Genomic DNA, 20,564 nt, shown 5'->3' with positions numbered 1-20,564 from the left:
TACATCGCCCTCGGGTTTCACCCGCGAACCGTTTCGGTCCCGGGCATTGCCGATCCTCTTGAGCTGGTTCAGGACACACAAACGCAAATGAGCCGCCTCGAGAGTTTCATCCGCAGGCTGACCGCGCAGCGCGACATTCTTGATCAAGTCTGCGCGCAGGTGGCGACCATCGAAGGCCCCGTGCTCGAGCTCGGCCTCGGCAATGGCCGGACGTTTCATCATCTGCGCGAGCGCCTGCCCGGACGCCGGATCGTGGCGTTCGACCGCGCACTGGCCGCCCACTCCAGCTCAATTCCCGAAGCTGAAAACCTCGTGCTCGGCGAAATACGCGAGACGGCGATCAGGTTCATTGGCATCGACGCCGCTCTTGTTCATGCCGACATCGGTACCGGCTATGAAGATCGCGACGCAGTGACCGCTACCTGGCTTCCCGACCTGACCGCGCGCCTGCTTCGCGTCGGCGGCATCGCCGTCAGCGGCACTCCGCTCGATCACCCGCACTTGCAACGCCTTCCGCCGCCACCTTCGGTGCCCGCCGATCGTTATTTTATCTATAGGCGGGTGTGAGAGGTCCAGACGGCCTAAGTCTCAGGGGATCGTATAGACAGCAATCTCCCGCTCAATGCCGCGCAGCGAGACCTCGTGGGGCACGGGCGTCAGCGCCTTCCTGTGCAATAGATCGGCGGTGAGATTGTCGTCGACCACCGCATGAGTGGCGAAGATCGCCTGTGCGTTGGCAAGGTTCTGGACCCGCGAAGCAATGTTGACCGTCTGGCCGAAATAGTCCTGTCGCTCGTTCATGGACACGGCGATGCAGGGACCGGCATGGACTCCGATCTTGAGCAGCAGATCCTCGCGCCCGCTCTTGTCGTTGAGCGCACGCATGGCATCGCGCATCCTGAGGGCCGCGGCAATCGCACGATCGGGCGTCGCGAAGGTCGCCATCACCGCATCACCGATCGTCTTCACCACCGCGCCTGCTTCCGCCGCGACGATCTCGTGCAGAACCTGGAAATGCGCGCGCACGAGATCGAAGGCCGAAAGATCGCCCACCCGCTCGTAAAGCGCGGTCGATCCGCGCAGGTCGGTGAACAGGAAGGTCAGGCTGGTGATCTTCAGGCGCTGGTTGATGTCGAGCGTATCCGTGCGGTAGAGATCGCGGAACGTCTGGTTGGTGAGCAGGCGCTTGGCTGTGAGGAAGGGCCGGCGCCTGCCCAGCAAATCGTGCAAACCCTGGCCGGCGATGAAAACCGTCGGCAGCACGCGTGTGTCGGTCCTGTTCTCCAACGAAATGCGCAACGGCCCAGGTTGCATCTCCAGCGTCTGGCTCTGGACATGGTCGCGGTCGAAGACCAAGGAAAGGCTTCGGCGCTCCTTTGTCGGCTCACCCTTCACGTCGATGAACTGCACCGAATGGGTAACCGGCTCGAAGACGATGATGAAATCGGACGGAAGCTGTACGGGCAGAACCGCCTTTTCACCGGGCGCAAGCTCGATGTCCTCCAGCGTGATATCTTCCATGATTTTCGCGAAATCTTCATCGGGCAGATCGACGCCGGACGCCCAATAGATCTGCCGGAAATATTCCAGCGGCGGCAGCTCATGCGGATTGTGGGCGGCAATCCTGCGTATGCGGGGACTGACGGTGAATGTCACCTCGACCATCTCGTCGAGGGTCGGCGAATAGCCCGAGGCGCAAAGCGCGCATGTATATTCGTCCTTCTGCACGGTTTTCAGCGTGGCGTTGGTGTCGAGCACGCCGCCACAGCCTGGGCACAGGACATTCCAGGAGACGTCGAAGATGCCCACCCGTGCCGCGTGGAGAAAGGCGCCTATGGCGCGCTCCTCGTCGAGACCATGCTTGCTGGCGAAGGCTGGCACATTGATGCGGCACAGCTCGCGGTCATCGCCCTCCGCGATGGTGCGCTTGATCGCGTCGATCGCCACCGGATCGACATCGCTCGATTGCCGCAGAAGCGAGAACAGATCCTGAGCTTCGTTCATCGTAAAGGCTCCGGAAAATGCGCCCAGGGGCGCGTTGACCGGACCGCGCTTGGTCCGAATGATGCATTTTACTTCGAAACCGACCGTACCGCCAATTCGAATAGACAAACACGGCGACGGTCGATTTCCATTTGACGGATTTTCTCCCACTCCAAGCGGCACTATGATGGCGCATGGGCATCGATCTTTGAGGCTCTTTCCCATGCCGAAATCCGACAATCCGCCGTTTCCAGGGGCCCTTCGCCTCTTCTCCGCGGTTGTCATCATCGTCCTGATCGTGGGCGCCGGCCTGTTTTTCGCGCCCGCGCTGGTCAAGCCGCGCTGGCCCTGGCCCGTCACGCCGTTCAGCGCCCGCTTCCTCGGCGGCTTCTACACCGCTGAAATGGCGGTAATGGCGGCGCTCTTGTTCTGGAATCGCTGGTCGCCCGGCAGGCTGGTGCTCGTCATGGCCTTCATCTTCACCGTCATCGTGTCGGCGGCTTCGTTCATCAATCTCGGCTATTTCAACTTCGAACGAAAAGCGGCCTGGCTCTGGTTCCTGGTCTATCTTGCCTCGGCCGCGGTATCCGGGCTGTTCCTGTGGCGTGCCAGGGCCCGTCCTTCAGCAAAAGGAGTGGCCTTAACCCCCGCATGGCGCGGCTATATGTCAACGGAAACGGCGATCCTTGGGCTATACGGCGTCGGCATGTTGCTGTTTCCCCGGGTGGTCAGCAGCAGCTGGCCATGGCCGGTCGATCCCTTCCACGCCCAGGTCTACAGCGCCATCTTCCTCGCCGGCGCCGGCGGCGTATATCTCCTTTGGAAAAACGCTCCGCGCGAGGAACTGCTGGTGCTCGGCCTGGCGCAGTTTCTGGTTGGCCTGCTTGCCATCCTTGGCCTGGTCATCACCGACGCTGCGGTGCACCGGATCGACTGGACGGCAACAAAGACATTATGCTGGCTCGCCTTTTTCGGCTGGATCGGCATCAGCGGCGTCTTCAAGTTCTACGCGGCCTCCCGATATTTTGGCTCGCAATCGGCATCATAGATTGTACAGACGACTGGAATTTCGGGTGACGTCCGGTGCATCGTGCCGGGCCGATCGCGTTAGAGCATTTCACCGTTTCAAAGGAACCGGCGAACTGCTCTATGTCTTTGTTCTGACGCAATTGCGGGCGGAAAACCGCTTACACTTTTCCTGGAATTGCTCCAGCCGGGAACGCCATGACCAGCACGACCTCGCCATCCTCCGAGAAAATCGAACCGCAGCTCCGAGCCGTCCGGCCAAGCGATGCGGAGGCGCTTTGCGCCATCTTCAACATGCCTGGCTTCCGCTGGGGCACGCTCAGGATGCCTTTCGAGAGGGCGGAGCAAGTCGAGCGGCGCATCGCCAAATCCGGCCAGGAAACCACATGGATCGTTGCGGAGGTCGAGGGCAAGGTCGTCGGCCATGGCAACCTGGTCGTGCAGGGCTCGCCGCGCCGTTCGCATGTCGGCGAGATCAATATCGGCCTTGACGATGCCTTTGTCGGCAAGGGCATCGGCTCTGCCATACTCGGCGCGCTGCTCGACGTGGCCGATAACTGGCGGGCCCTGAAGCGGGTCGAATTGACCGTCTATGCCGACAACGAACCGGCCATCCGTCTCTACTCGAGCCGCGGCTTCGAGGTCGAAGGTCGGCATGTGAAGGCCGGCTTCACCGACGGGCAGTACCACGACCTGCTGAGCATGGCCCGACTGCGGTTCTAAGTACCGCTGTTTCCCTTGGCGTTTGCACCAAGATGCGGCTAGACGGGACCAATGACCGCCGCCTTTGATCCAAGCCCTACGCCTCCGATGGAAGTTCTGGCCGTGCTGTCGCTGCTCTGCCCGGAAGTCGTGCGCGACATCGAGCAGAACTGGAATGCACCGGTTTCCGATTACGCCCGCCATCTGTGGCGGCCGGTGGCAAGGCCTGTATCGGGCCCGGCGATCGCCGCCCGCTCGATCCTGCGCGACGTCCTGCGTCAGCGCCTCGATGTAATTATGCAGCCTGAGGCGGTCGCTAAGGTCCTCGAAGAGTTCGAGCACCGACCGGTGATTCAATCCGGCCTGCACTGCCTTCTCCTAATGGATCGGATTACCTTCGATGCCCTGCTGCTTGCCTGGCTCGGCGCGGTGGAAAACGGGCTGTCGGCCTTTTTCGGCTTCATGGGAACCACGATGACCATGGAGACTATTGGCCGGGAGGGGCCGGGATGGCTCGATGTCGGCGACGACAAGGTCAACCTGTTTGGCTTGGGGCGTCACAAACTGTGCCGCAAGAGCGTCTGCGTGGCCGGTCCTGTCTCCCTCAACAAGCGTGCGCTCGAAGCGGTTGGCGATGAAACGGATGGCAGCCGCTGGCGGGGCACACTGCTTGCCAGCCAGGACAAGGTGTTTGGAACCGCCGCCGATGCGCTGACGGCCCTCAACGAGGATCTGGTCGCCAATTGGGATCGTTCCGGCATGGCCGTTCCCGTCTTCATCGACGATCGGCTCGCCGCTTCTGCCATGGCCCGGCATCTGGAAAATGACGGCAGCCTTCTTTCCAGGCTGCTCACCCAGCCCGCAAGACGCCAGCGTCTCGACCGTGCCTTGCAAGAGGCCGTTTCGAGCCCATTTGGCAGATTCCTGCCCAATGCCACGGACTATTTCTGGGGCATCCGCGAGGAGCGCGTGCGCAGGCTCGTCCTCGACAATGGGCACCTCATCGAGCCCGACAGGCCGCATGGTCTTTCCATCCCGTTCGAGCGGCCGCATCTCAGGCAGGCGCTGCTGGACGGCGTGCTGCTGCCAAACCTGTTCCTGATGTTCCTCGTCCTTGCCATATTGCCGCGGGTGCGGGTCGTGGGCGGCCTGAGACAGATTGGCTATGTCGCGCTCTTCCACTCGATCCTGCTGGCTGCGCTGGACGAAAACGCGCCGGAAGAGCGCGATCTGGCAGCGGAGCTGCAGACCCGGGAAAATGCCTGGGGCACGCGGGTCATCGATGAAAAGATCTCGGTCCGCGAGCAACTGGCCGGCCTGCCGGAAGGGGCGCTCTTTCCGGACCTGCTCCGGCGATACCGATTGCGGACATTTGCCGAGACGACCGACGACCTGAAACTGGTTCGCGAAAACGCCCGATGGCGCAAGATCGGCAAGGCAGCGATCAAGGCGAGCTGAGGCGCATAACCGGAAGCGACGGGGCTTATCAGCGCGCCGGCCGCTTCATCCGAGCACGGCCTCGATAATGGTGACAAAGTTATCGAGCGAGCGATCCCCACGAATCTCGATGCGCGGAAGGTCGATGGGATCGCAATCGAGGTCGGCCGGCCCGTGTCTGCCGCCGAAGCCGGTTCGATAGCCGCACTCCCTGGCCAGTCGGCCAAGCCGTCGATCGGTGACCGAGTAGGGTGCCGCGAACGTCGTGATTGCCCGCCCGGTCCATCGTTCGATGAACATACGAGAGCGAAGGAGCTCGGCGGCCAGGTCGGAAGTCGACAGACCATCGATCGCGCGATGCGTCGCCAGATGGCTTCCGAAGAATGCACCTTCGCCGGCGAGGCGCCGAACCGTCCCGGCGTCCATAAGCGGCGTCGGCGGACCGCTGGCGGCGTCCCATATCGCACTTTCACCCACCAGGTCCGTCACCAGGAACACTTCCGCGGTCAGGTCGTTCGCGCGCAAGATCGGCCAGGCATGGTCGGCAAAGTTCTGAAAGCCGTCATCGAAGGTGATGAGCGCCGGGCGGCCAACGAAAGGCTGACGGTCGGCGATGAACCGTTCCAGCTGCTCGGAACTGATCGCGTGGAAGCCATTGGCGCGCAGCCATGCCATCTGGCTGGCGAATGCGGTGGGCGTGCACCGAAAACGGGCGAGGGCGGCCGGACCATCGTCGGCGACGCTGTGATACATGAGGACAGGGATACGCTGCCGCCGCTCGTTGCGTGCGACGTCGCGGCGCAAGGCCCGCGCCCCGCCCCAGACGATGTTTCGCGCGACCCCAATTCCCACGGGCGCGCGGATTGGCGCATGTTCGATCATCGGTTCCCTCGCCACCTCGCCTGGCGACAGACGGCGGAAACGGTCTATGCGATAGAGCTCGGTCTCAATCGATTGCTCGAGGACGAGGCCTTCGGCCGCAGCCAGCGTCTCTGAGATCGCTTGCGCGCCGAATGTGTTCCAGTCGAAGCCCGTCCTTTCAGGATTGTCGCGCAGCACGAATGCGTGTGCGCTGATGAAACTGCCGCCAGGCGCCAAGGCCTCGACAAATTTCTTGGCGATGCGCCGCAACTCCGCGAGATCATCCAGGTAGTAGAGCACTTCCGAACAGACGATCAGATCCATTTCACCCGGCAGCGCGTCGGCGGCGAAATCCAGGACTCCGAACTCGACATTCGGCTGGTCGCCGCAACGCTCACGCGCCCGCCCGACGGCTATGGCGGAGATGTCGGTTGCGGTCAAATGGCCTACTCGCGGCGCCAGCTGCCGCGTGAAGTGACCCTCCGCGCAGGCCAGCTCAAGCGCCCGTCCGATGGGACCGGCAGGCAGAATTTCGAGCTGCCGCTGATATTTTTCCTGCTCATAGGGCGAACCGTAGTTCCAGGGATCCTCGGTCGCGAAATGGCGGTTCCAGAACGACGTGCGATCATTGTCGTGGTCATCCACGGCCGGTTTTCGGCGCGGTGCCGCAAGGGGCTCTGCAGGTTCGGCGCTCGACCGAACCAGTTCCTGCGCCTCAGCGGCCAATCGCGCGAGTTTGCCGAAGTGGCTGTCCCGATCGGATTCCGCTGTGGACGACAACGCCTCGGCCGCAGACATGTCGGCACCGGCGCCCTTTTGCGGCGCAAGCTGCTGAGGGGGCACGAGATTCAGGATCAATTCAATCCAATGACGCCTTGTCACTCTCCCGAGCGCGCCGAACTGGACGCGAGCCTCGATCCGGCCCTTCATCATCAGATAGGCATAAATTTGATCGATTCCTTCCGGAAGTTCGGTCGAGGTCGGATTTCGAGCGTCGACGCGAATTCCGAGTGTCCGCCCCAGTTTGCGCGGTGCGGCAAGGTCGTCGGCGTCGAGAAGCATCTGCTCAAGGTGATACTGGACGCGGCGACCCGCTCCGGGATCGCCGCGGAGCTTGCCGAGTTCGACGGTCAACTCGGTGAGGGCGCCGCCGAACCTGTCCCACCTGGCTGCCAATTGCTCCGGCACCGACAGGCTTCCCTCCATAAGGCCATCGAGGACCACCTTGGCGATCTCACGCGCCCATTTGCGTCCTGCCGGGAGCGCGCGCAGGGACTGCGGGTCGATCGAGAGCGAGCCTCGGCCGCAATCCGACGCGGCGTTCCACAACGCGGACCACGCGAGTGCTTCGGCAGCGGTGCCGCCGTTGGCCTCGATCGCCCCATTGGCGTGAGCCGATGCCGGGTGTTTGACCCTGGGATCAGGAGAAAAGCCGCGGGCGATGACGATTTCCGCATCTGCCAGCATCTGCGCCGAATCGCGGGAGAGAGCCTTGGGGCTGACCCGATAGAGAGCGAGCGGCTCGTCGACCATCACCCAATTTTTGCCGAGACGTGCGAGGCGCTGCCACAGATCCCAGTCCTCGCAAGTGCGCAGCGACGCATCGAAACTGCCCAACTTGACGATAGTCTCCCGGTCGACCAGCAGCGCGTGCGTGCGGATGGGACACCGGCGAGCGAATGTTTCGAAGGGCTGGACCGCGACCTCCGGCGAGATGCTCGCCGGGGTGAGCGCGCCGTCGGGCATCACACGCCGGGAACCGCAATAGGCGGCCACCGCATCGGGAGCGGTTTTCAGCGCGGCCAGCATTTTGGCGAGGAAGCTGGCATCCACCCAATCGTCGGCATCCAGAAACATCAGCCATTGGCCGCGCGCTGTCGAAGTCCCGCTGTTGCGCGCGCGGGCGGGGCTGTTGGCGGAAGAGGTCAACGTCCGAAACCGGGCATCGCGCTCTACATACGCGGCGATGATCGCGGGGGTGCGGTCCGTGGAGGCGTCGTCGACGATGATCGCTTCCCAATCCGCTATTTCCTGTTCGAGCAGGCAATCCAGCGCGCGCGGCAGCGTCGCCTCCGCATTGTGCGCGGGCACCACGATTGAAACCAGGGGTTTATGTGCCACGCCGTCCTACCCGCGCCTGGTTCGAAGGAAGAACAAGGGTCCCGAAAAATAGCCGGCGATTTCCTGGTTCATCGAGCTTTGGTTTTCTTTGGCAAGAGTCGGCGACTGTCTCAAACGGGATAACGGCATCGGATGGCAGCACCGCCCTGTCAAGATCGAGGTGGATTGGAGGCAGGCAAAAGAGACCTGAAGACAGGCTTGAATGGCGAGCGCTCGTGACCGCCCAGAGCCGCAATCGATGCGCCGAGGCGAGACAAATTGCGCAGCCGCTTGCTGGTCGGCCGCGATCGGTTCATCCTTGTGAGCACCCTGGCCGTGAAGCGCGTAGCGAGATCACGCCGTCACGGCCGCAAGTGAGGTCTTGTTCCATGGACTGCTTGGGCTGCGGTTTCGAGGTTGAGCGCGGTTTCGCCTTCTGTCCGAAGTGTGGCAAGCGCCAGCCCGTGCCATGCGCCAGTTGCGGCTACCTCTGCGCACCTGATTTCGAGTTCTGTCCGAAATGTGGGGCCAGCGTCGGTGCACCCGCCAAGGCCGTCGAACGGCCCGCTCCGACGCCAAGCCGGACCATTGTGCCGCCTTCTCGAATTCCGTCGCTGCTTGCGAACATTGAAAGCGAAGACGGGCCGCATCCCGTCTCTGACGCCGATCGCCGAACGGTGACGGTCCTGTTCGCCGACCTTTGCGGCTTCACGACGCTCAGCGAGCAGCTCGACCCAGAGGTCATGCAGGCGCTGCAGAACGATTTGTTCAAGGAATTGACGGCGGCCGTGCGAAACTTTGGTGGTTTCGTCGACAAATTCATAGGCGATGCGCTGCTCGCTTTGTTCGGTGCGCCGGTCGCGCATGAGGACGATCCGGAACGTGCGCTTCGCGCCGCTCTCGACATGATCGCCCGGACGGCGCGGCTCGGCGAAAGCACCTCCCACTCCGGCTCGCCTCTGTTACTCCACATCGGCATAAACACTGGTCCGGTCGTTACTGGAGGATTGGGCATCGGCACCGCCAAATCCTATTCGGTGACCGGCGACACGGTGAATACGGCGCAACGCCTGCAATCGCTGGCCGCACCGGGTGAGGTGCTGGTCGGCGAGCTCACCCACAGGCTGACCCGGCATGCGTTCTCATATGAGTCGCTGGGCGATGTCGTGCTTCGCGGCAAGGCTGGCAGTGTGCTTGTCCATCGACTGGATGCTCCGCTTGCGACGCCGCGTGCGGCGCGTGGGCTCGAGGCGCTCGGCCTCAGCGCGCCGATGATAGGCCGCGGTGCGGAGCTCAACAGAATGCTGGCGAGCCTTGACCAGGCGTGCGGCGGCTCGGCCCAGCTTGTCCGCCTTGTCGGAGAAGCCGGTATCGGGAAATCGCGGCTGGTGAAGGAGTTCGTCGCCCGCGTCGGCGACGAGGATCGTTTTCGCAACGTCGCCGTGCGGCAGGTGACGTGCTCACCGCTGGGGGAACAATCATTTGGCGCCTTGGGCGCGGTGGTGCGCAGCGCTGCCGGGATGATGCAGAACGACAATGGGGAGGAAATGCGGGGCAAGCTCGCAGGCTTGCTCGACGATCTTGGCCTGCAGGGCGAGGAGGCGAAGCGCCTGATGCCTCTGCTTTACCATGTGCTTGGCCTTGGCGACCCCGATGCCACCCTGCAGCATGTCGAGCCCGAGCAGTTGCGTCGGCAAATTCTCTACGCAGTCCGTACAATCATCGAACGGCGGCTTGCTTTATCGCCGCTGTTGATTGTCGTCGAAGACCTGCACTGGGCCGACGCCGCGTCGCTCGAGGCACTGCGTTTCGTGATGGACAGGTTGGAACGCACGCGATTGATGTTGCTGGTGACGCATCGTCCGGCGCCGGACAACGACCAGCTCGACTCAAGTCGGGTCAGCCACACGGCGCTCAGGCTATCGCCGCTCAACAGTGATGAGGGACGCAGCCTGCTGGCGGCGCTTTTCGGCGAGAGCTGGGTAAGCTCCACAGGCAGCCTTGTCGACCAGATCCTCGAGCGTGCGGGCGGCAATCCGCTTTTTATAGAGGAGATCGTCCGCGGCCTTATCGATCGCGGTGTCCTGGTGCGCGAGGGCCAGCGATGGCGGGCTGTGGCAGGCGAGGCCGCAACCGGTATTCCCGCCACTATCCAGGCAATGTTGCTGGCCCGCGTCGACCGGCTACCCCCGGAGGTGCGCCGGTTGGCCCAGGAAGCCGCGGTAATCGGGCCGCGCTTCGATGCCACGCTCCTGAAAGCCGTGGCAGTCGACCCCGGCCGGCTGGAGGCCGGCTGCGAACTGCTTTGCGATGCGGAAATCATCGAGGAAGTTGCAGGATCAGGCTCGATCTCGTCGCAAAGCTACCGCTTTACGCAAACGTTGCTGCAGGACGTGATCTACCAGAACCTGCTCCTGCAACGCCGGACCGATATCCACGGGCGGGTCGGTGCTGCCTTGGAGCAGCTGTGCGGCGACAAGCCGGAACGGCTCGAGGATTTGACCGCGCTCGGTCATCATTTCGCACAGAGCGCCGAGCGGGAGAGGGGCGCGCATTACCTGCAGGCGGCGGGCGATCGTGCCCGCATGATATACGCCAACGACGATGCCCTTCGTTTCTACGAGCGAGCGCTGACTGCGTTGGGCGAGACAGGGCAAACACCGCTCAAACTGGCAATCGCAGAGCGCATTGCCGACTTGAGCGGCCCGCTAGGCCGCCGCGACGTCGCGCACCGGCACTACGAGACGGTGCTGCAGGCATATCGCGCGTCGGCCGATCGTGTCGCTTCGGCGCGGGTTTTGCGTAAGATCGGTCGGCTGCTCTGGGACGTCGGCAAGCGGGACAACTCGGAATCGCGCTACGCCGAAGCGGCAGCGCTGCTCGATGGAGCGGATGCCCCGGTCGAGCAGGCGCATCTGTGGCAAGAACGTGGCCGACAGGCGTTCCGTAGCGGAGACAACGCGCTCGCGGCAAAATGGGCGGACGCGGCGCTGGATTGCGTCCGCACGCTGACGACCGAGCATGTCTCCGAGGTAGGGCGTGATGCCACTCTCGTGACCGCCGAGGCGCTCAATACCAAGGCTGTCGCGTTAGCACGCCTTGGACGAGACCGCGAAGCCGTCGGCCAGGTCGAGCGTAGCATCGAATTAGCCGAAGCCGCCGGTCTACTGGGCACGGCTTGCCGCGGCTACACCAATCTCGGCGTGCTTTACACGACCATCGACCCGACAAAGGCGATGGAGGTCTGTCGGCGCGGTCTTGACGTGGCGCGCCGTATTGGTGATTTGGGATACCAGGCGCGCCTCCTCGCCAATCTGGCGGTAGCCTGCTGTACCTTCACGGATCGCTGTCCGACGGAGGGCGTGCCTGCCGCCGAGAAGGCCATCGAGATCGACCGGGCGCTCGACCAGCGCGAGCATCTGCCGGTGCCGTTGATCGTGCTTGGGCAAATCCACCAGTGCAACGGCCGTCCGGAACTCGCGATTGGCTTGTTCCACGAAGCGCTGGACGTAGCCCGCGAAACGGGCGAGCCCCAACAGCTGTTTCCGTGCTATGATGGCCTCGCAACGCTCAATCTCGACCTCGACAATCTGGCCGAGGCCGAACGCTACTTTTCCCTGGCGCAGGGTATTTGCGCCCAGCACGGGCTCGACCCGGAAGGGCTTGTGGTGCTGCCTTTTCTCGACTAGCCGGGGTGGGAGGTTGGCAATGTCAGCGCGCATTGACTTGATACCGCTTCAACCGGGCGACCGTGCGCCGAACGTGGTGCTCGACGCCATCACCCAGGATGGCAAGATTGCGCTTGACGACTTTCGCGGACAAAAACCGGTGCTGGTCGGCCTGTTTCGAGGTCTGCATTGCGCGTTCTGCCGGCGCCATATCGCCGCCCAGGCGCGGCTTGATTCGGAGCTGCGCGAAAAGGGCGTGGGGAGCCTGACGGTGGTCAACACGCCGATCGAGCGGGCGCGTCTCTATTTCCGTTACCACCCGATGCCGAATCTGCTTGCGGCCTCCGACCCTGAACGCGCTTCGCATCGTGCTTTTGGACTGCCCAATCTCGAATTCACCCAAGACGAGACGAACTGGCCGTACAAGGTCTCGATGGCAGCGGCAAAGGATATGCGGGTCGACATACCAGGCGAGCTGCCCGGTCCCATGGATCCTTTTGCGGCCAGCGAATTCCTCGACAAGAAGGACCACTACGAAGTGACCGAAGCCGACGAGCAGATGATGGCGACGGGACACGGACAACTGATCGGTCAGTTCCTGCTGGACCGACAGGGGATCGTCCGCTGGAGCTTCACGGAAGTCCCCGAGGGCGGGCGATACATGTTTGCGGCGCCAAGCCCGCAGGAACTGATGTCGGCCGTGTCGCAAGTCGCCCAATAGACTTGCGAATGAGGTACCCGAACAAAAAGCGGCAATGCCTTCTGTCGTCTTTGAACGCGGTCGAAGCTTTACTTTATGCGGTTGCGAGATCAAACAGTTATTGAATCAACAGTTCTTGCACGTCCTCCGGACCTGCCGTTGTCTGTGCGGCGCCTCCTAACTTGGCTAGAGTCCTTGGCATGCTGAACGCTATTCACCACGTCGCGCTCATCTGCACCGACTACGAGCGGTCGCGACGGTTCTACGTCGAACTCCTCGGCCTCGATGTGATCCGGGAGGTCTATCGGGAAGAGCGGCAATCATGGAAGGCGGATCTGCGGATCGGGTCCGTCCAGCTGGAATTGTTCTCCTTCCCTGCGCCAGCGACGAGGCCGTCCCATCCAGAGGCGACAGGCCTCAGGCATCTGGCATTCGCCGTCGCGAATCTTGACCCCGTAATTATGCGCCTGGAAGCCGCCGGCGTTGCCGTCGAGCCAATCCGGATCGACCCATATACAGACCAACGGTTTACCTTTTTCCGCGACCCGGATGGGTTGCCGCTGGAACTCTACGAAGCCCTGTAAGGAACGGTTTGTCGCTTTCGCGACCACGCCGTCGGAGGTGGGAACGACAGCCGGCAAGATGTAATCCGCCAACTCGGCTCGTCACCAAACTCCTGACGACGGCTAGGAAGCCGACCGCTCCGCGCCAGATTTTGGCCAATCGCCCGATCTTGGCCGCCCTGCTGGCTCGCCAGCAGAGACCGACAGCGAGGGGCGAAAATTTTTGATCGGCGATCGTTCGCTGGAGGATGGATGACAGTCGGGCCCTTTCATATCGACATACCGGACGCCGTCGTGCGGGATCTTCAAGACAGGCTGGCGCGCACCCGGTGGCCTTCGGTCGTTGCGCCCGACTCCTGGGAGGATGGGGCCGGCTTGTCGTTCATGACGCATCTCGTCGATCACTGGCGGCATCGGTTCCATTGGCGAGCGCAGGAGACGCGGCTCAACGCGCTGCCGCACTACATGGCGCGTGTGGAAGGCCAGGACATCCACTTCCTGCACCAGCCTGGCACCGGGCCTTCGCCGATGCCGCTCATTCTGACTCACGGCTGGCCCGGCTCGTTCGTCGAGTTCGAACATCTGATGCCGATGCTTGCCGATCCAGGTTCGCATGGCGGCGATCCGGCGGACGCCTTCCATGTCGTCGTGCCTTCGCTCCCCGGCTATGGCTTTTCCGCTCCGCCGCAAAAGGCCGGCACCAGTTCGCGCGAGATCGCGGGCCTGTGGCGAGGCCTCATGGCGATGCTCGGATATGATCGCTTCGGCGCGCAGGGCGGCGATATTGGTGCCGGCGTGTCGATCTGGCTGGCGCGTCTCTATTCGGACAGCGTCTTGGGCGTTCATCTCAACTACGTGCCCGCCAGCTTCCAGCCGTGGCTCGAACAGGCGCAGCCATTGACTGGCGAAGAACAGGCCTTCCTCGACAAGCGGGCATACTGGTCGGCGCTGGAAGGCGCCTACGGCGCGCTGCACGCGACGAAGCCGCAAACGCTCGCGTTTTCGCTCAACGATTCCCCGGTCGGTCTTGCCGCCTGGATCGTCGAGAAGGTCCGCTCATGGAGCGATTGCGGCGGCGACCTTGAGAGTTGCATTTCGCTTGATACGCTGCTGACCGACATCTCGCTCTACTGGTTCAGCGACAGCCTGGCCCATTCGCTCAGGCTCTATAAGGAGAACCGGCTTCAGCCGCTGACCTTCCGGGCGGGTGAAGTGGTGGTGCCGCCGCTGGGCGTAGCGGTCTTTCCAAAAGAGCTGCCGATGCCGCCGCGGTCCTGGATGGAGCGTGTGTTCAACGTCGAGCGATGGACGACCATGACTGTGGGCGGGCATTTCGCCGCTCTGGAGCAGCCGGACCTGCTCGCTGAAGAGGTGCGTGCGTTCTTCAGGCCACTGCGCGGCCGGCTCTCGTAGAGGCGAGGTCCGTGCAACTGCGGCTGCCGCTCACCGTTCGAGGCGAAGACACGTCCGTCTCGCCTCGCGCAGAACTTCGGCCCTGAGCAGCGAGAAGCCGCCGGTTCAGCTTCTCGCCCGGAGCCGCCATGTCATGGAAGCCAGCTGGGCTCGGCCTTGAGCGCGCGCGTTTGGTCGTGCGGAAGGTGGTTTCAAAAAAAGCCGGCCATATAGCTGAAACGGTAATCTTTATCAGGGCGGACAAAATTGTAGCCGGTTGCGATCTTAGTATCGTCGCTCTTGTACATAGACCATATGGCCAGCAATTCGCCGTGGTGAACAAAGACCTTGTCGGTCTTGAAGTACGTTCCCGGCATCTTCCTCTGGAAATCCTCGATATGCGCGATGAGGCCGTTGCGGGTTTTGCCTTCTCCACCCGGGTTCGTGAACACGACGTCGTCGGAAACGCTCTGCTTAAGAAGGCGCTCGCGTTCGGCTGCGGCGATTGGGCCGTAGGCGGCGAGATAGGCGTCCCACCGTCGTTCAAGACTATCGATAGCCATGATAAATCCTCGAATGTTTTCGTGTTTGCCCCAAGCATGGGAGTGAAACGCGCAATTGACGTTCAACGCGCTCAGGGAATATATGTCTGCGGCGCCGTACGGTCGATAATCAAAACCCCGAAAGAGTTTACGTCTCGTCCAATCCGTCATGGATCCATTCCTCGATCTCATTGGCTTGCTTCGGCCGCGCGCAACATTATGGGGAGGGCTCGAAGCTTCAGGCCGATGGGCTCTGTCGTTTCGAAAGAGAGACGATCTTCTGTTTTGCTGGGTCGAGCAAGGCGAGTGTCAGCTGGTCCGGTCCGCTCATTCACCCGTGCTGCTGCAACGCGAGGATTTCGTCCTGATCCGGACTTCCGCGCCATTCACTCTCACATCGGACCCGTCGATAGAGCCGGTGGACAGCGAAGCGGCGGTCGCCGCGACGAAGAATCCTCGTCTGCGGCTCGGTGAGGGCACGGACTCCCCCGTTACCTTGCATGCGGGCCGGTTCAGCTTCGATACGGCCAATGAGAATCTTTTGACCGGTCTGCTGCCATCCTTCGTCCATATACTGGCCGATGACACATCCTCGGGCCGCGTGCGCTCGCTGTTGTCGATGAACGAGACAGAATCCAGATATCCTGGACCCGGCAGCGAATTTATCATCGCACGCTTGGTTGAATTGATCCTTGTGGAGATATTGCGGACAAGAGTGCCGCAAGCGGATGAAGAGCATGCAGGCCTGCTCGCCGGCCTTGCCGATCCGGTAACCTCGCGCGCTCTTTCTGCAATGCACAAAGACGTTGCCCACAACTGGACCGTTGCGGATCTAGCTCGGCTTTGCGGTGTTTCCCGGTCATCATTTGCTACCAGATTCCGCAAGGTCGTGGGAACAGGCCCTATCGAATACCTGCTGCAGTGGAGGATGGCCGTGGCCAAGGATGAGCTGCGCCGCGGAACGCGGAGCGTTGGGGAGATCGCCTTGGCGATCGGCTTTCAATCGTCGAGCGCATTCAGCACGGCGTTCGCACGCGTTGTGGGATGTCCACCGAAATACTTCAGCTGCCCCCCTCCAGGGCAGCTTTGATCTCGTCGACACGCGGTAGGATGTAGCCGAAGCCGTGCATCGTGCGGTGAACGATCCCTCAAGCCGGTCGTGCGGATTTCCGCAGGAGCTGACGCGTGGGCTTGGGCCTGCCACGCCAGCGACGTGACATCGGCTGAGCGCCTGGCTCAGCCGTGCAAGGAGGTCGCGACGAGGCTCTGCATCGAGGTGGTCGGACGACCGATCAGCCGCCTCAGCGCGCCACCGTCGTCGAACAGCGCCCCGCGCGAGGCGGCGGCGTCGGCCAGAAGTGCGGCGAGATCGGCTGGCAGGCCGGCGCCCGTCAACACATCCCTGTAGTCTGCCTCGGACAGGTCGTTGTAGATGATCGTCTTGCCCGATTGCCGCGAGACCTCCATCGCAAGCTCGGCAAATGTGAAGGCATGGTCTGCGGCGAGTTCATAAGTCTTCCCCGCCTGGTCGCTGGCCGTCAGCACCGTGGCCGCGGCCTCGGCATAGTCCTGCCGCGCCGCGGACGAGAAGCGCCCGTCCTTCGCGGCGCCGACGAAGGCGCCGTGCTCAAGCGCTGCCGGGAGCGCCATGAGATGGTTTTCGGCGTACCAGCCATTGCGCAGTATCACGGCGGGCAGGCTCGAGGCCGCGATGGCCTCCTCCGTCTGCCGATGCTCGATCGCGAGCGTCGCGGGCGACGTGTCGGCGTGCAGCATGCTCGTATAGGCGATCAGCGAAACGCTGGCCGCTCTTGCAGCGTCGATCACGGCACGATGCCGCGGAAGGCGGCCGCTGACTTCGGTCGAGGAAATCAAGAGCAGTTTCTCGACGCCGGCCAGCGCCGAACGGAGCGTGTCGGGCCGGCTGTAGTCGGCCTCGCGCACGATCACGCCGCGTTCGGCCAGATCGTTGGCCTTTGCAGGGTTGCGAACCGCCGCGACGATCCGGTCGGCGGGAATGGTCTTCAGCAGCGCCTCGATCACGAGGCGGCCCAGTTGTCCTGTTGCTCCAGTTACTGCGTACATTGTTCAGTCCATTTCATGGTTGGGATTGGATACGGGAGCGTTTACATAGCGACCATAGTTACCAGGTGAAACCACGTATCTTGTGGTTACCTGCATTTTCCGGTAACCAGCTGGAAACTGCCGGTGAAGGATGGGCGATGGTTCTCAAGGTACGAAAGACGGTAAAGGCGCCTCTGGGCTGCCCGATGTCGCGGTGCATGGCTCTGCTTGGCGGCTGCTGGACGCCGGAGGTGCTCTGGTCCTTGAGCGAAGGCCCGCGCCGGTTCTCGGAATTGCGCCGCGATAATCCCTTCATCTCGGCAAAGGTCATGACGACCCGGCTGCGTGACCTTGAGCAGCGTGGCGTCCTGACCCGCCACGTCATGCCGACGTCGCCCCCAACGGTGGAATATGAGCTGACGTCATTGGGCCAGGAACTGCTCCCCGCGATCAGATCGATCGTCGAGGTCGGCTCGCGCCTGCTGCTGCGTGACTCTTCAGACTAAGGCGCGTTGATATTCAGGTGAGACCGGCCTGCAAATGGCGGTTTTCTGCGCTTCCGGTGCTCACGTACGAAAAGTACGCTCCGCTCCGGTTCTCGGAAACCACCCAGTTTGGTCGCTTCGCGCCCGTCTTCGACTCCGGCGCGGCCTGACCTGAATCTCAACACGCCTTAGAGCGGTCGCGCGGTTTGACTGCCCGAGAAAAATTTCCGAAGCAGGCGGCCGAATTGGAATAATCTATCTCTACAGATTTAGTGGAATAATACCCTATAGGGCGATGCTTCACGGCCACGTCGAGGCAGTTTCACGCCATAGGAACAAACAGGCATGGTTCATGAAACCCCCGATCGCATCAAAGTCCTGTGGTTCCTGCCGACCCATGGCGACAGCCGCTATCTTGGCACCTCGGAAGGGGGCCGGGCGGTCGACCTGCCTTATCTGACGCAAGTGGCGCAGGCGGCCGACACGCTTGGCTACTACGGCGTGCTCCTGCCGACGGGTAGGTCCTGCGAGGATTCCTGGGTGATCGCATCGGCCTTGGCGCCGCTGACGAAGCGGCTGCGCTTCCTCGTCGCGGTGCGGCCCGGGCTGCAGTCGCCGACGCTCGCGGCGCGCATGACGGCAACGCTCGATCGTATCTCGAACGGACGGCTGCTGATCAATGTCGTCACCGGCGGCGACCCGCTTGAGAACAAGGGCGACGGCATCTTCCTGTCGCATGCCGAGCGCTATGAGGTGACGCAGGAATTCCTGCAGATCTACAAGCGCGTGCTGAGCGGCGAGACGGTCGAGCATCAGGGCAAGCATTTCCGCATCGAGGATGGTCGTCTCCTGTTCCCGCCGGTGCAGACGCCCTATCCGCCGCTCTATTTCGGCGGATCTTCCGATGCGGGATCGACCGTGGCGGCGCAGGAGATCGACAAATACCTGACCTGGGGCGAACCGCCCGCCGATGTCGCGCGCAAGCTCGACGGCGTGCGCGAGCTCGCCGAAAAAGCCGGGCGCAAACTCTCCTTCGGCATTCGCCTGCATGTCATCGCCCGCGAAACCACCGAGGAAGCCTGGGCGGCGGCCGACAGGCTGATCAGCCGTCTCGACGATGCGACCATCGCCTCGGCGCAGAAGGTTTTTGCGCGCATGGACTCGGTCGGCCAGGCGCGGATGAGCGCGCTGCATGGCGGCGACCGGTCCAAGCTCGAGATCGCGCCGAACCTGTGGGCCGGCGTCGGCCTGGTGCGCGGCGGCGCCGGCACGGCGCTGGTCGGCGACCCCGATACCATTGCGGAGCGGATCGACGAATACCAGCGGCTCGGCATCGATACCTTCATCCTGTCCGGCTACCCGCATCTTGAAGAAGCCTACCGCTTTGGCGAGCTGGTGCTGCCGCATCTGCCGACCGAACATCCGGTCAAGGCGCCCGGCTCGTCCGTCAACACCGGTCCTTTCGGCGAAACGATCGCCGGCGACCATCGTCCGAAATCGCTCGCCAGCGCCTCGTGAACGCGCTGCCGCCCCGGCCGCGAAGCCATGTTGTCGTTCTCGGCGGCGGCTTTACCGGCGCAGCCGTGGCCTGGCATCTGGCGCGCCAATCCGCCCGGCCATTGATCACAATCATAGAGCCGCGTCCGTTCCTGGGCGGCGGGCTGGCGTATTCCAGCGAGGAGCCGTCGCATCGCGTCAACGTGCCAGCGTCCAGGATGAGCCTGTCGCCGGACGAGCCGGAGCATTTTTCGCACTGGCTGGCGCATGGCGGCGAGGCCGAGCGCGACCCGGATGCGGTATGGCGTAACGGCGACATCTTTCCCAGGCGCCAGGTCTTCGGCCACTACGTTGCCGAGCAACTGGCGCCGCATATCGCCAGCGGAGCGATCCGCCATGTTCGAGATCGTGCCAGCGACGTGAAGCGCGACGGCGACGGCTGGATCGTGACCGCTTCCGGTCAACCGATCGCCGCCGACATAGTGGTTCTCGCCATGACGCACCCGTCGCCCGATGTTCCGGTCGCGCTGGAGTCGATCGCCGATGCGGAGGGTTTCGTTGCCGATGTCTACTCTGGCGATGCGCTCGGTTCGATCGCTCCCGAAGCGTCGGTGCTGATCGTCGGCTCCGGCCTGACCTCGGCCGACACCGTCGCCGAGCTCGATCGCCGCGGCCATCGCGGGCGCATCCTGGCCGTGTCACGCCATGGATTGCGTTCGCGCGGGCACCCGCGAGTACGTGGCGAACCTTTTGGCGATTTCACTGCCATGCCGGCCACGACCGCGCTCGGATTGCTCGAAAATATCCGCTCGACGCTGGCAGCGGCCGATGCCCGCGGCGTCAATTGGCAGTCAGTCTTCGATCAGCTGCGGCTGCAGGGACCGGTGATCTGGTCCGCTCTCAAGGAAGATCAGCGCACCCGGCTGGTGCGGCGGCTGCGCGCGTTCTGGGACGTGCATCGCTTCCGCATCGCGCCGCAGGTCGAGGCGGTGCTCGATCGCCGCCGCGCCGAGGGCACGTTCGATAGTATCGCCGCGAGCCTTGTGGCCTCGAACGACGACGGAGACGGCCTGGCCATTACTTTGCGCCGGCGCGGTCAAAGGCAATTCGAGACGATGCATTTCGACGCGGTGATCAACACAACGGGGCCGGCGCATGGCAAGACGCTGCGGATCAATCCGGCGCTGCGCTCGCTTGGCGATGCCGGCCTGATCCGGATCGACAGCCATGGGCTCGGCATTGCAACCGGGCGCGACAGTCGCGCCGTCGGTCCGGACGGCGGGCCTGTGCCCGGCCTTTTCATTGCCGGACCATTGGCACGCGGCACCTTCGGCGAGCTGATGGGCCTGCCGGAAGTGGCGCGTCACGCGCAAGCGGTCGCCTCCGAGATCGAAAGCCGGCTCGGCGCCCTGTCGTCGTTCGTGAGCGGGCGCTGAAAATCCACGACGGTGCAGGCAAGCGAATTGGTATTTCCGTCCGGGCAGGGCCATCAAAACGGAAAATCCTACTTTGTATATATACTCAGTAGACTAATAATTAGCGAC

The 20,564-nt window shown here is 63.0% G+C and carries 16 protein-coding genes; 12 read left to right on the top strand and 4 right to left on the bottom strand.

Going from position 1 to position 20,564, the window contains the following annotated elements:
* Nucleotides 1–87: 87 nt before the first annotated feature.
* Entirely contained in the window at nt 88–567 is a 480-nt protein-coding gene (locus tag EN852_RS31085) for a class I SAM-dependent methyltransferase (RefSeq protein WP_127864662.1), read from the top strand.
* Between the two features lie 21 nt (nt 568–588).
* On the opposite strand, the gene EN852_RS31080 is transcribed toward EN852_RS31085, so the two are convergent.
* The gene (locus EN852_RS31080) at nt 589–2,004 is read right to left on the bottom strand and encodes an adenylate/guanylate cyclase domain-containing protein (RefSeq protein WP_127879775.1); all 1,416 of its coding nucleotides are present in this window, start codon (nt 2,002–2,004) and stop codon (nt 589–591) included.
* 34 nt (nt 2,005–2,038) lie between these two features.
* Between EN852_RS31080 and EN852_RS31075 the strand changes: the two genes are divergently transcribed.
* From EN852_RS31075 to EN852_RS31065, 3 genes are all read left to right on the top strand, one after another.
* Nucleotides 2,039–3,031 carry a hypothetical protein gene (locus EN852_RS31075; protein WP_246694467.1) on the top strand — a complete coding sequence of 331 codons (993 nt, stop codon included), beginning with the start codon at nt 2,039–2,041 and terminating at the stop codon, nt 3,029–3,031.
* A gap of 176 nt (nt 3,032–3,207) precedes the next feature.
* Nucleotides 3,208–3,732 carry a GNAT family N-acetyltransferase gene (locus tag EN852_RS31070; protein WP_127879773.1) on the top strand — a complete coding sequence of 175 codons (525 nt, stop codon included), beginning with the start codon at nt 3,208–3,210 and terminating at the stop codon, nt 3,730–3,732.
* 51 nt (nt 3,733–3,783) lie between these two features.
* The gene (locus EN852_RS31065; protein WP_127879771.1) at nt 3,784–5,169 is read left to right on the top strand and encodes a hypothetical protein; all 1,386 of its coding nucleotides are present in this window, start codon (nt 3,784–3,786) and stop codon (nt 5,167–5,169) included.
* A gap of 45 nt (nt 5,170–5,214) precedes the next feature.
* On the opposite strand, the gene EN852_RS31060 is transcribed toward EN852_RS31065, so the two are convergent.
* The gene (locus EN852_RS31060; protein WP_246694466.1) at nt 5,215–8,103 is read right to left on the bottom strand and encodes a trifunctional glycosyltransferase/class I SAM-dependent methyltransferase/polysaccharide deacetylase; all 2,889 of its coding nucleotides are present in this window, start codon (nt 8,101–8,103) and stop codon (nt 5,215–5,217) included.
* 395 nt (nt 8,104–8,498) lie between these two features.
* Here EN852_RS31060 and EN852_RS31055 point away from each other — a divergent pair, with 395 nt between their 5' ends.
* The 4 genes from EN852_RS31055 to EN852_RS31040 all read left to right on the top strand — a co-directional run bounded on the left by EN852_RS31055 (nt 8,499) and on the right by EN852_RS31040 (nt 14,453).
* A complete protein-coding gene (locus EN852_RS31055) occupies nt 8,499–11,798 on the top strand; it encodes an adenylate/guanylate cyclase domain-containing protein (protein ID WP_127879767.1) in 3,300 nt (1,099 codons plus the stop codon).
* A 19-nt stretch (nt 11,799–11,817) separates the two neighbouring features.
* Nucleotides 11,818–12,498 carry a redoxin family protein gene (locus tag EN852_RS31050; RefSeq protein ID WP_127864669.1) on the top strand — a complete coding sequence of 227 codons (681 nt, stop codon included), beginning with the start codon at nt 11,818–11,820 and terminating at the stop codon, nt 12,496–12,498.
* Nucleotides 12,499–12,677: 179 nt separating this feature from the next.
* Nucleotides 12,678–13,061 (top strand): VOC family protein, encoded by a 384-nt coding sequence (locus EN852_RS31045; protein ID WP_127879765.1) that lies wholly within the window; start codon nt 12,678–12,680, stop codon nt 13,059–13,061.
* A 231-nt stretch (nt 13,062–13,292) separates the two neighbouring features.
* Complete coding sequence (locus EN852_RS31040; RefSeq protein WP_127879763.1) at nt 13,293–14,453, top strand: epoxide hydrolase family protein; 1,161 nt, start codon at nt 13,293–13,295, stop codon at nt 14,451–14,453.
* Nucleotides 14,454–14,644: 191 nt separating this feature from the next.
* Here the strand turns inward: EN852_RS31040 and EN852_RS31035 are convergent, their stop codons facing one another.
* Nucleotides 14,645–14,995: a nuclear transport factor 2 family protein gene (locus tag EN852_RS31035; RefSeq protein ID WP_189546293.1), complete on the bottom strand. Its 351-nt coding sequence runs from the start codon at nt 14,993–14,995 to the stop codon at nt 14,645–14,647.
* Between the two features lie 148 nt (nt 14,996–15,143).
* Between EN852_RS31035 and EN852_RS31030 the strand changes: the two genes are divergently transcribed.
* The gene (locus EN852_RS31030; protein ID WP_127879759.1) at nt 15,144–16,064 is read left to right on the top strand and encodes an AraC family transcriptional regulator; all 921 of its coding nucleotides are present in this window, start codon (nt 15,144–15,146) and stop codon (nt 16,062–16,064) included.
* Between the two features lie 146 nt (nt 16,065–16,210).
* Here EN852_RS31030 and EN852_RS31025 read toward each other — a convergent pair whose 3' ends face one another.
* On the bottom strand, nt 16,211–17,059 hold the full coding sequence (locus EN852_RS31025) for an SDR family oxidoreductase (RefSeq protein WP_127879757.1): 849 nt from the start codon (nt 17,057–17,059) through the stop codon (nt 16,211–16,213).
* Between the two features lie 137 nt (nt 17,060–17,196).
* Between EN852_RS31025 and EN852_RS31020 the strand changes: the two genes are divergently transcribed.
* The 3 genes from EN852_RS31020 (at nt 17,197) to EN852_RS31010 (ending at nt 20,456) form a co-directional block, all read left to right on the top strand.
* On the top strand, nt 17,197–17,544 hold the full coding sequence (locus tag EN852_RS31020; protein WP_095817448.1) for a helix-turn-helix domain-containing protein: 348 nt from the start codon (nt 17,197–17,199) through the stop codon (nt 17,542–17,544).
* Nucleotides 17,545–17,868: 324 nt separating this feature from the next.
* Nucleotides 17,869–19,041, top strand: a complete 1,173-nt coding sequence (gene ssuD, locus EN852_RS31015) for an FMNH2-dependent alkanesulfonate monooxygenase (protein WP_127879755.1) — start codon at nt 17,869–17,871, stop codon at nt 19,039–19,041.
* The gene (locus tag EN852_RS31010; RefSeq protein WP_127879753.1) at nt 19,038–20,456 is read left to right on the top strand and encodes an FAD/NAD(P)-binding protein; all 1,419 of its coding nucleotides are present in this window, start codon (nt 19,038–19,040) and stop codon (nt 20,454–20,456) included. The genes ssuD and EN852_RS31010 overlap by 4 nt, the downstream gene beginning before the upstream one ends.
* Nucleotides 20,457–20,564 lie beyond the last annotated feature (108 nt).

This window comes from Mesorhizobium sp. M2E.F.Ca.ET.209.01.1.1 (assembly GCF_004010375.2).
Taxonomy (GTDB): Bacteria; Pseudomonadota; Alphaproteobacteria; order Rhizobiales; family Rhizobiaceae; genus Mesorhizobium.
Note: the sequence above shows the minus strand (reverse complement) of the source record. Positions and strands in the feature narration are given on the sequence as shown.

What these genes read in the sequence shown, in the direction of transcription:
- EN852_RS31055 (WP_127879767.1), top strand. Translation starts at nt 8,499, where the DNA reads ATGGACTGCTTGGGCTGCGGTTTCGAGGTTGAGCGCGGTTTCGCCTTC.
- EN852_RS31045 (WP_127879765.1), top strand. Translation starts at nt 12,678, where the DNA reads ATGCTGAACGCTATTCACCACGTCGCGCTCATCTGCACCGACTACGAG.
- EN852_RS31040 (WP_127879763.1), top strand. Translation starts at nt 13,293, where the DNA reads ATGACAGTCGGGCCCTTTCATATCGACATACCGGACGCCGTCGTGCGG.
- EN852_RS31030 (WP_127879759.1), top strand. Translation starts at nt 15,144, where the DNA reads ATGGATCCATTCCTCGATCTCATTGGCTTGCTTCGGCCGCGCGCAACA.
- EN852_RS31080 (WP_127879775.1), bottom strand. Translation starts at nt 2,004, where the DNA reads ATGAACGAAGCTCAGGATCTGTTCTCGCTTCTGCGGCAATCGAGCGAT.
- EN852_RS31025 (WP_127879757.1), bottom strand. Translation starts at nt 17,059, where the DNA reads ATGTACGCAGTAACTGGAGCAACAGGACAACTGGGCCGCCTCGTGATC.
- ssuD (WP_127879755.1), top strand. Translation starts at nt 17,869, where the DNA reads ATGGTTCATGAAACCCCCGATCGCATCAAAGTCCTGTGGTTCCTGCCG.
- EN852_RS31050 (WP_127864669.1), top strand. Translation starts at nt 11,818, where the DNA reads ATGTCAGCGCGCATTGACTTGATACCGCTTCAACCGGGCGACCGTGCG.
- EN852_RS31070 (WP_127879773.1), top strand. Translation starts at nt 3,208, where the DNA reads ATGACCAGCACGACCTCGCCATCCTCCGAGAAAATCGAACCGCAGCTC.
- EN852_RS31020 (WP_095817448.1), top strand. Translation starts at nt 17,197, where the DNA reads ATGGTTCTCAAGGTACGAAAGACGGTAAAGGCGCCTCTGGGCTGCCCG.
- EN852_RS31065 (WP_127879771.1), top strand. Translation starts at nt 3,784, where the DNA reads ATGACCGCCGCCTTTGATCCAAGCCCTACGCCTCCGATGGAAGTTCTG.
- EN852_RS31085 (WP_127864662.1), top strand. Translation starts at nt 88, where the DNA reads ATGAGCCGCCTCGAGAGTTTCATCCGCAGGCTGACCGCGCAGCGCGAC.
- EN852_RS31035 (WP_189546293.1), bottom strand. Translation starts at nt 14,995, where the DNA reads ATGGCTATCGATAGTCTTGAACGACGGTGGGACGCCTATCTCGCCGCC.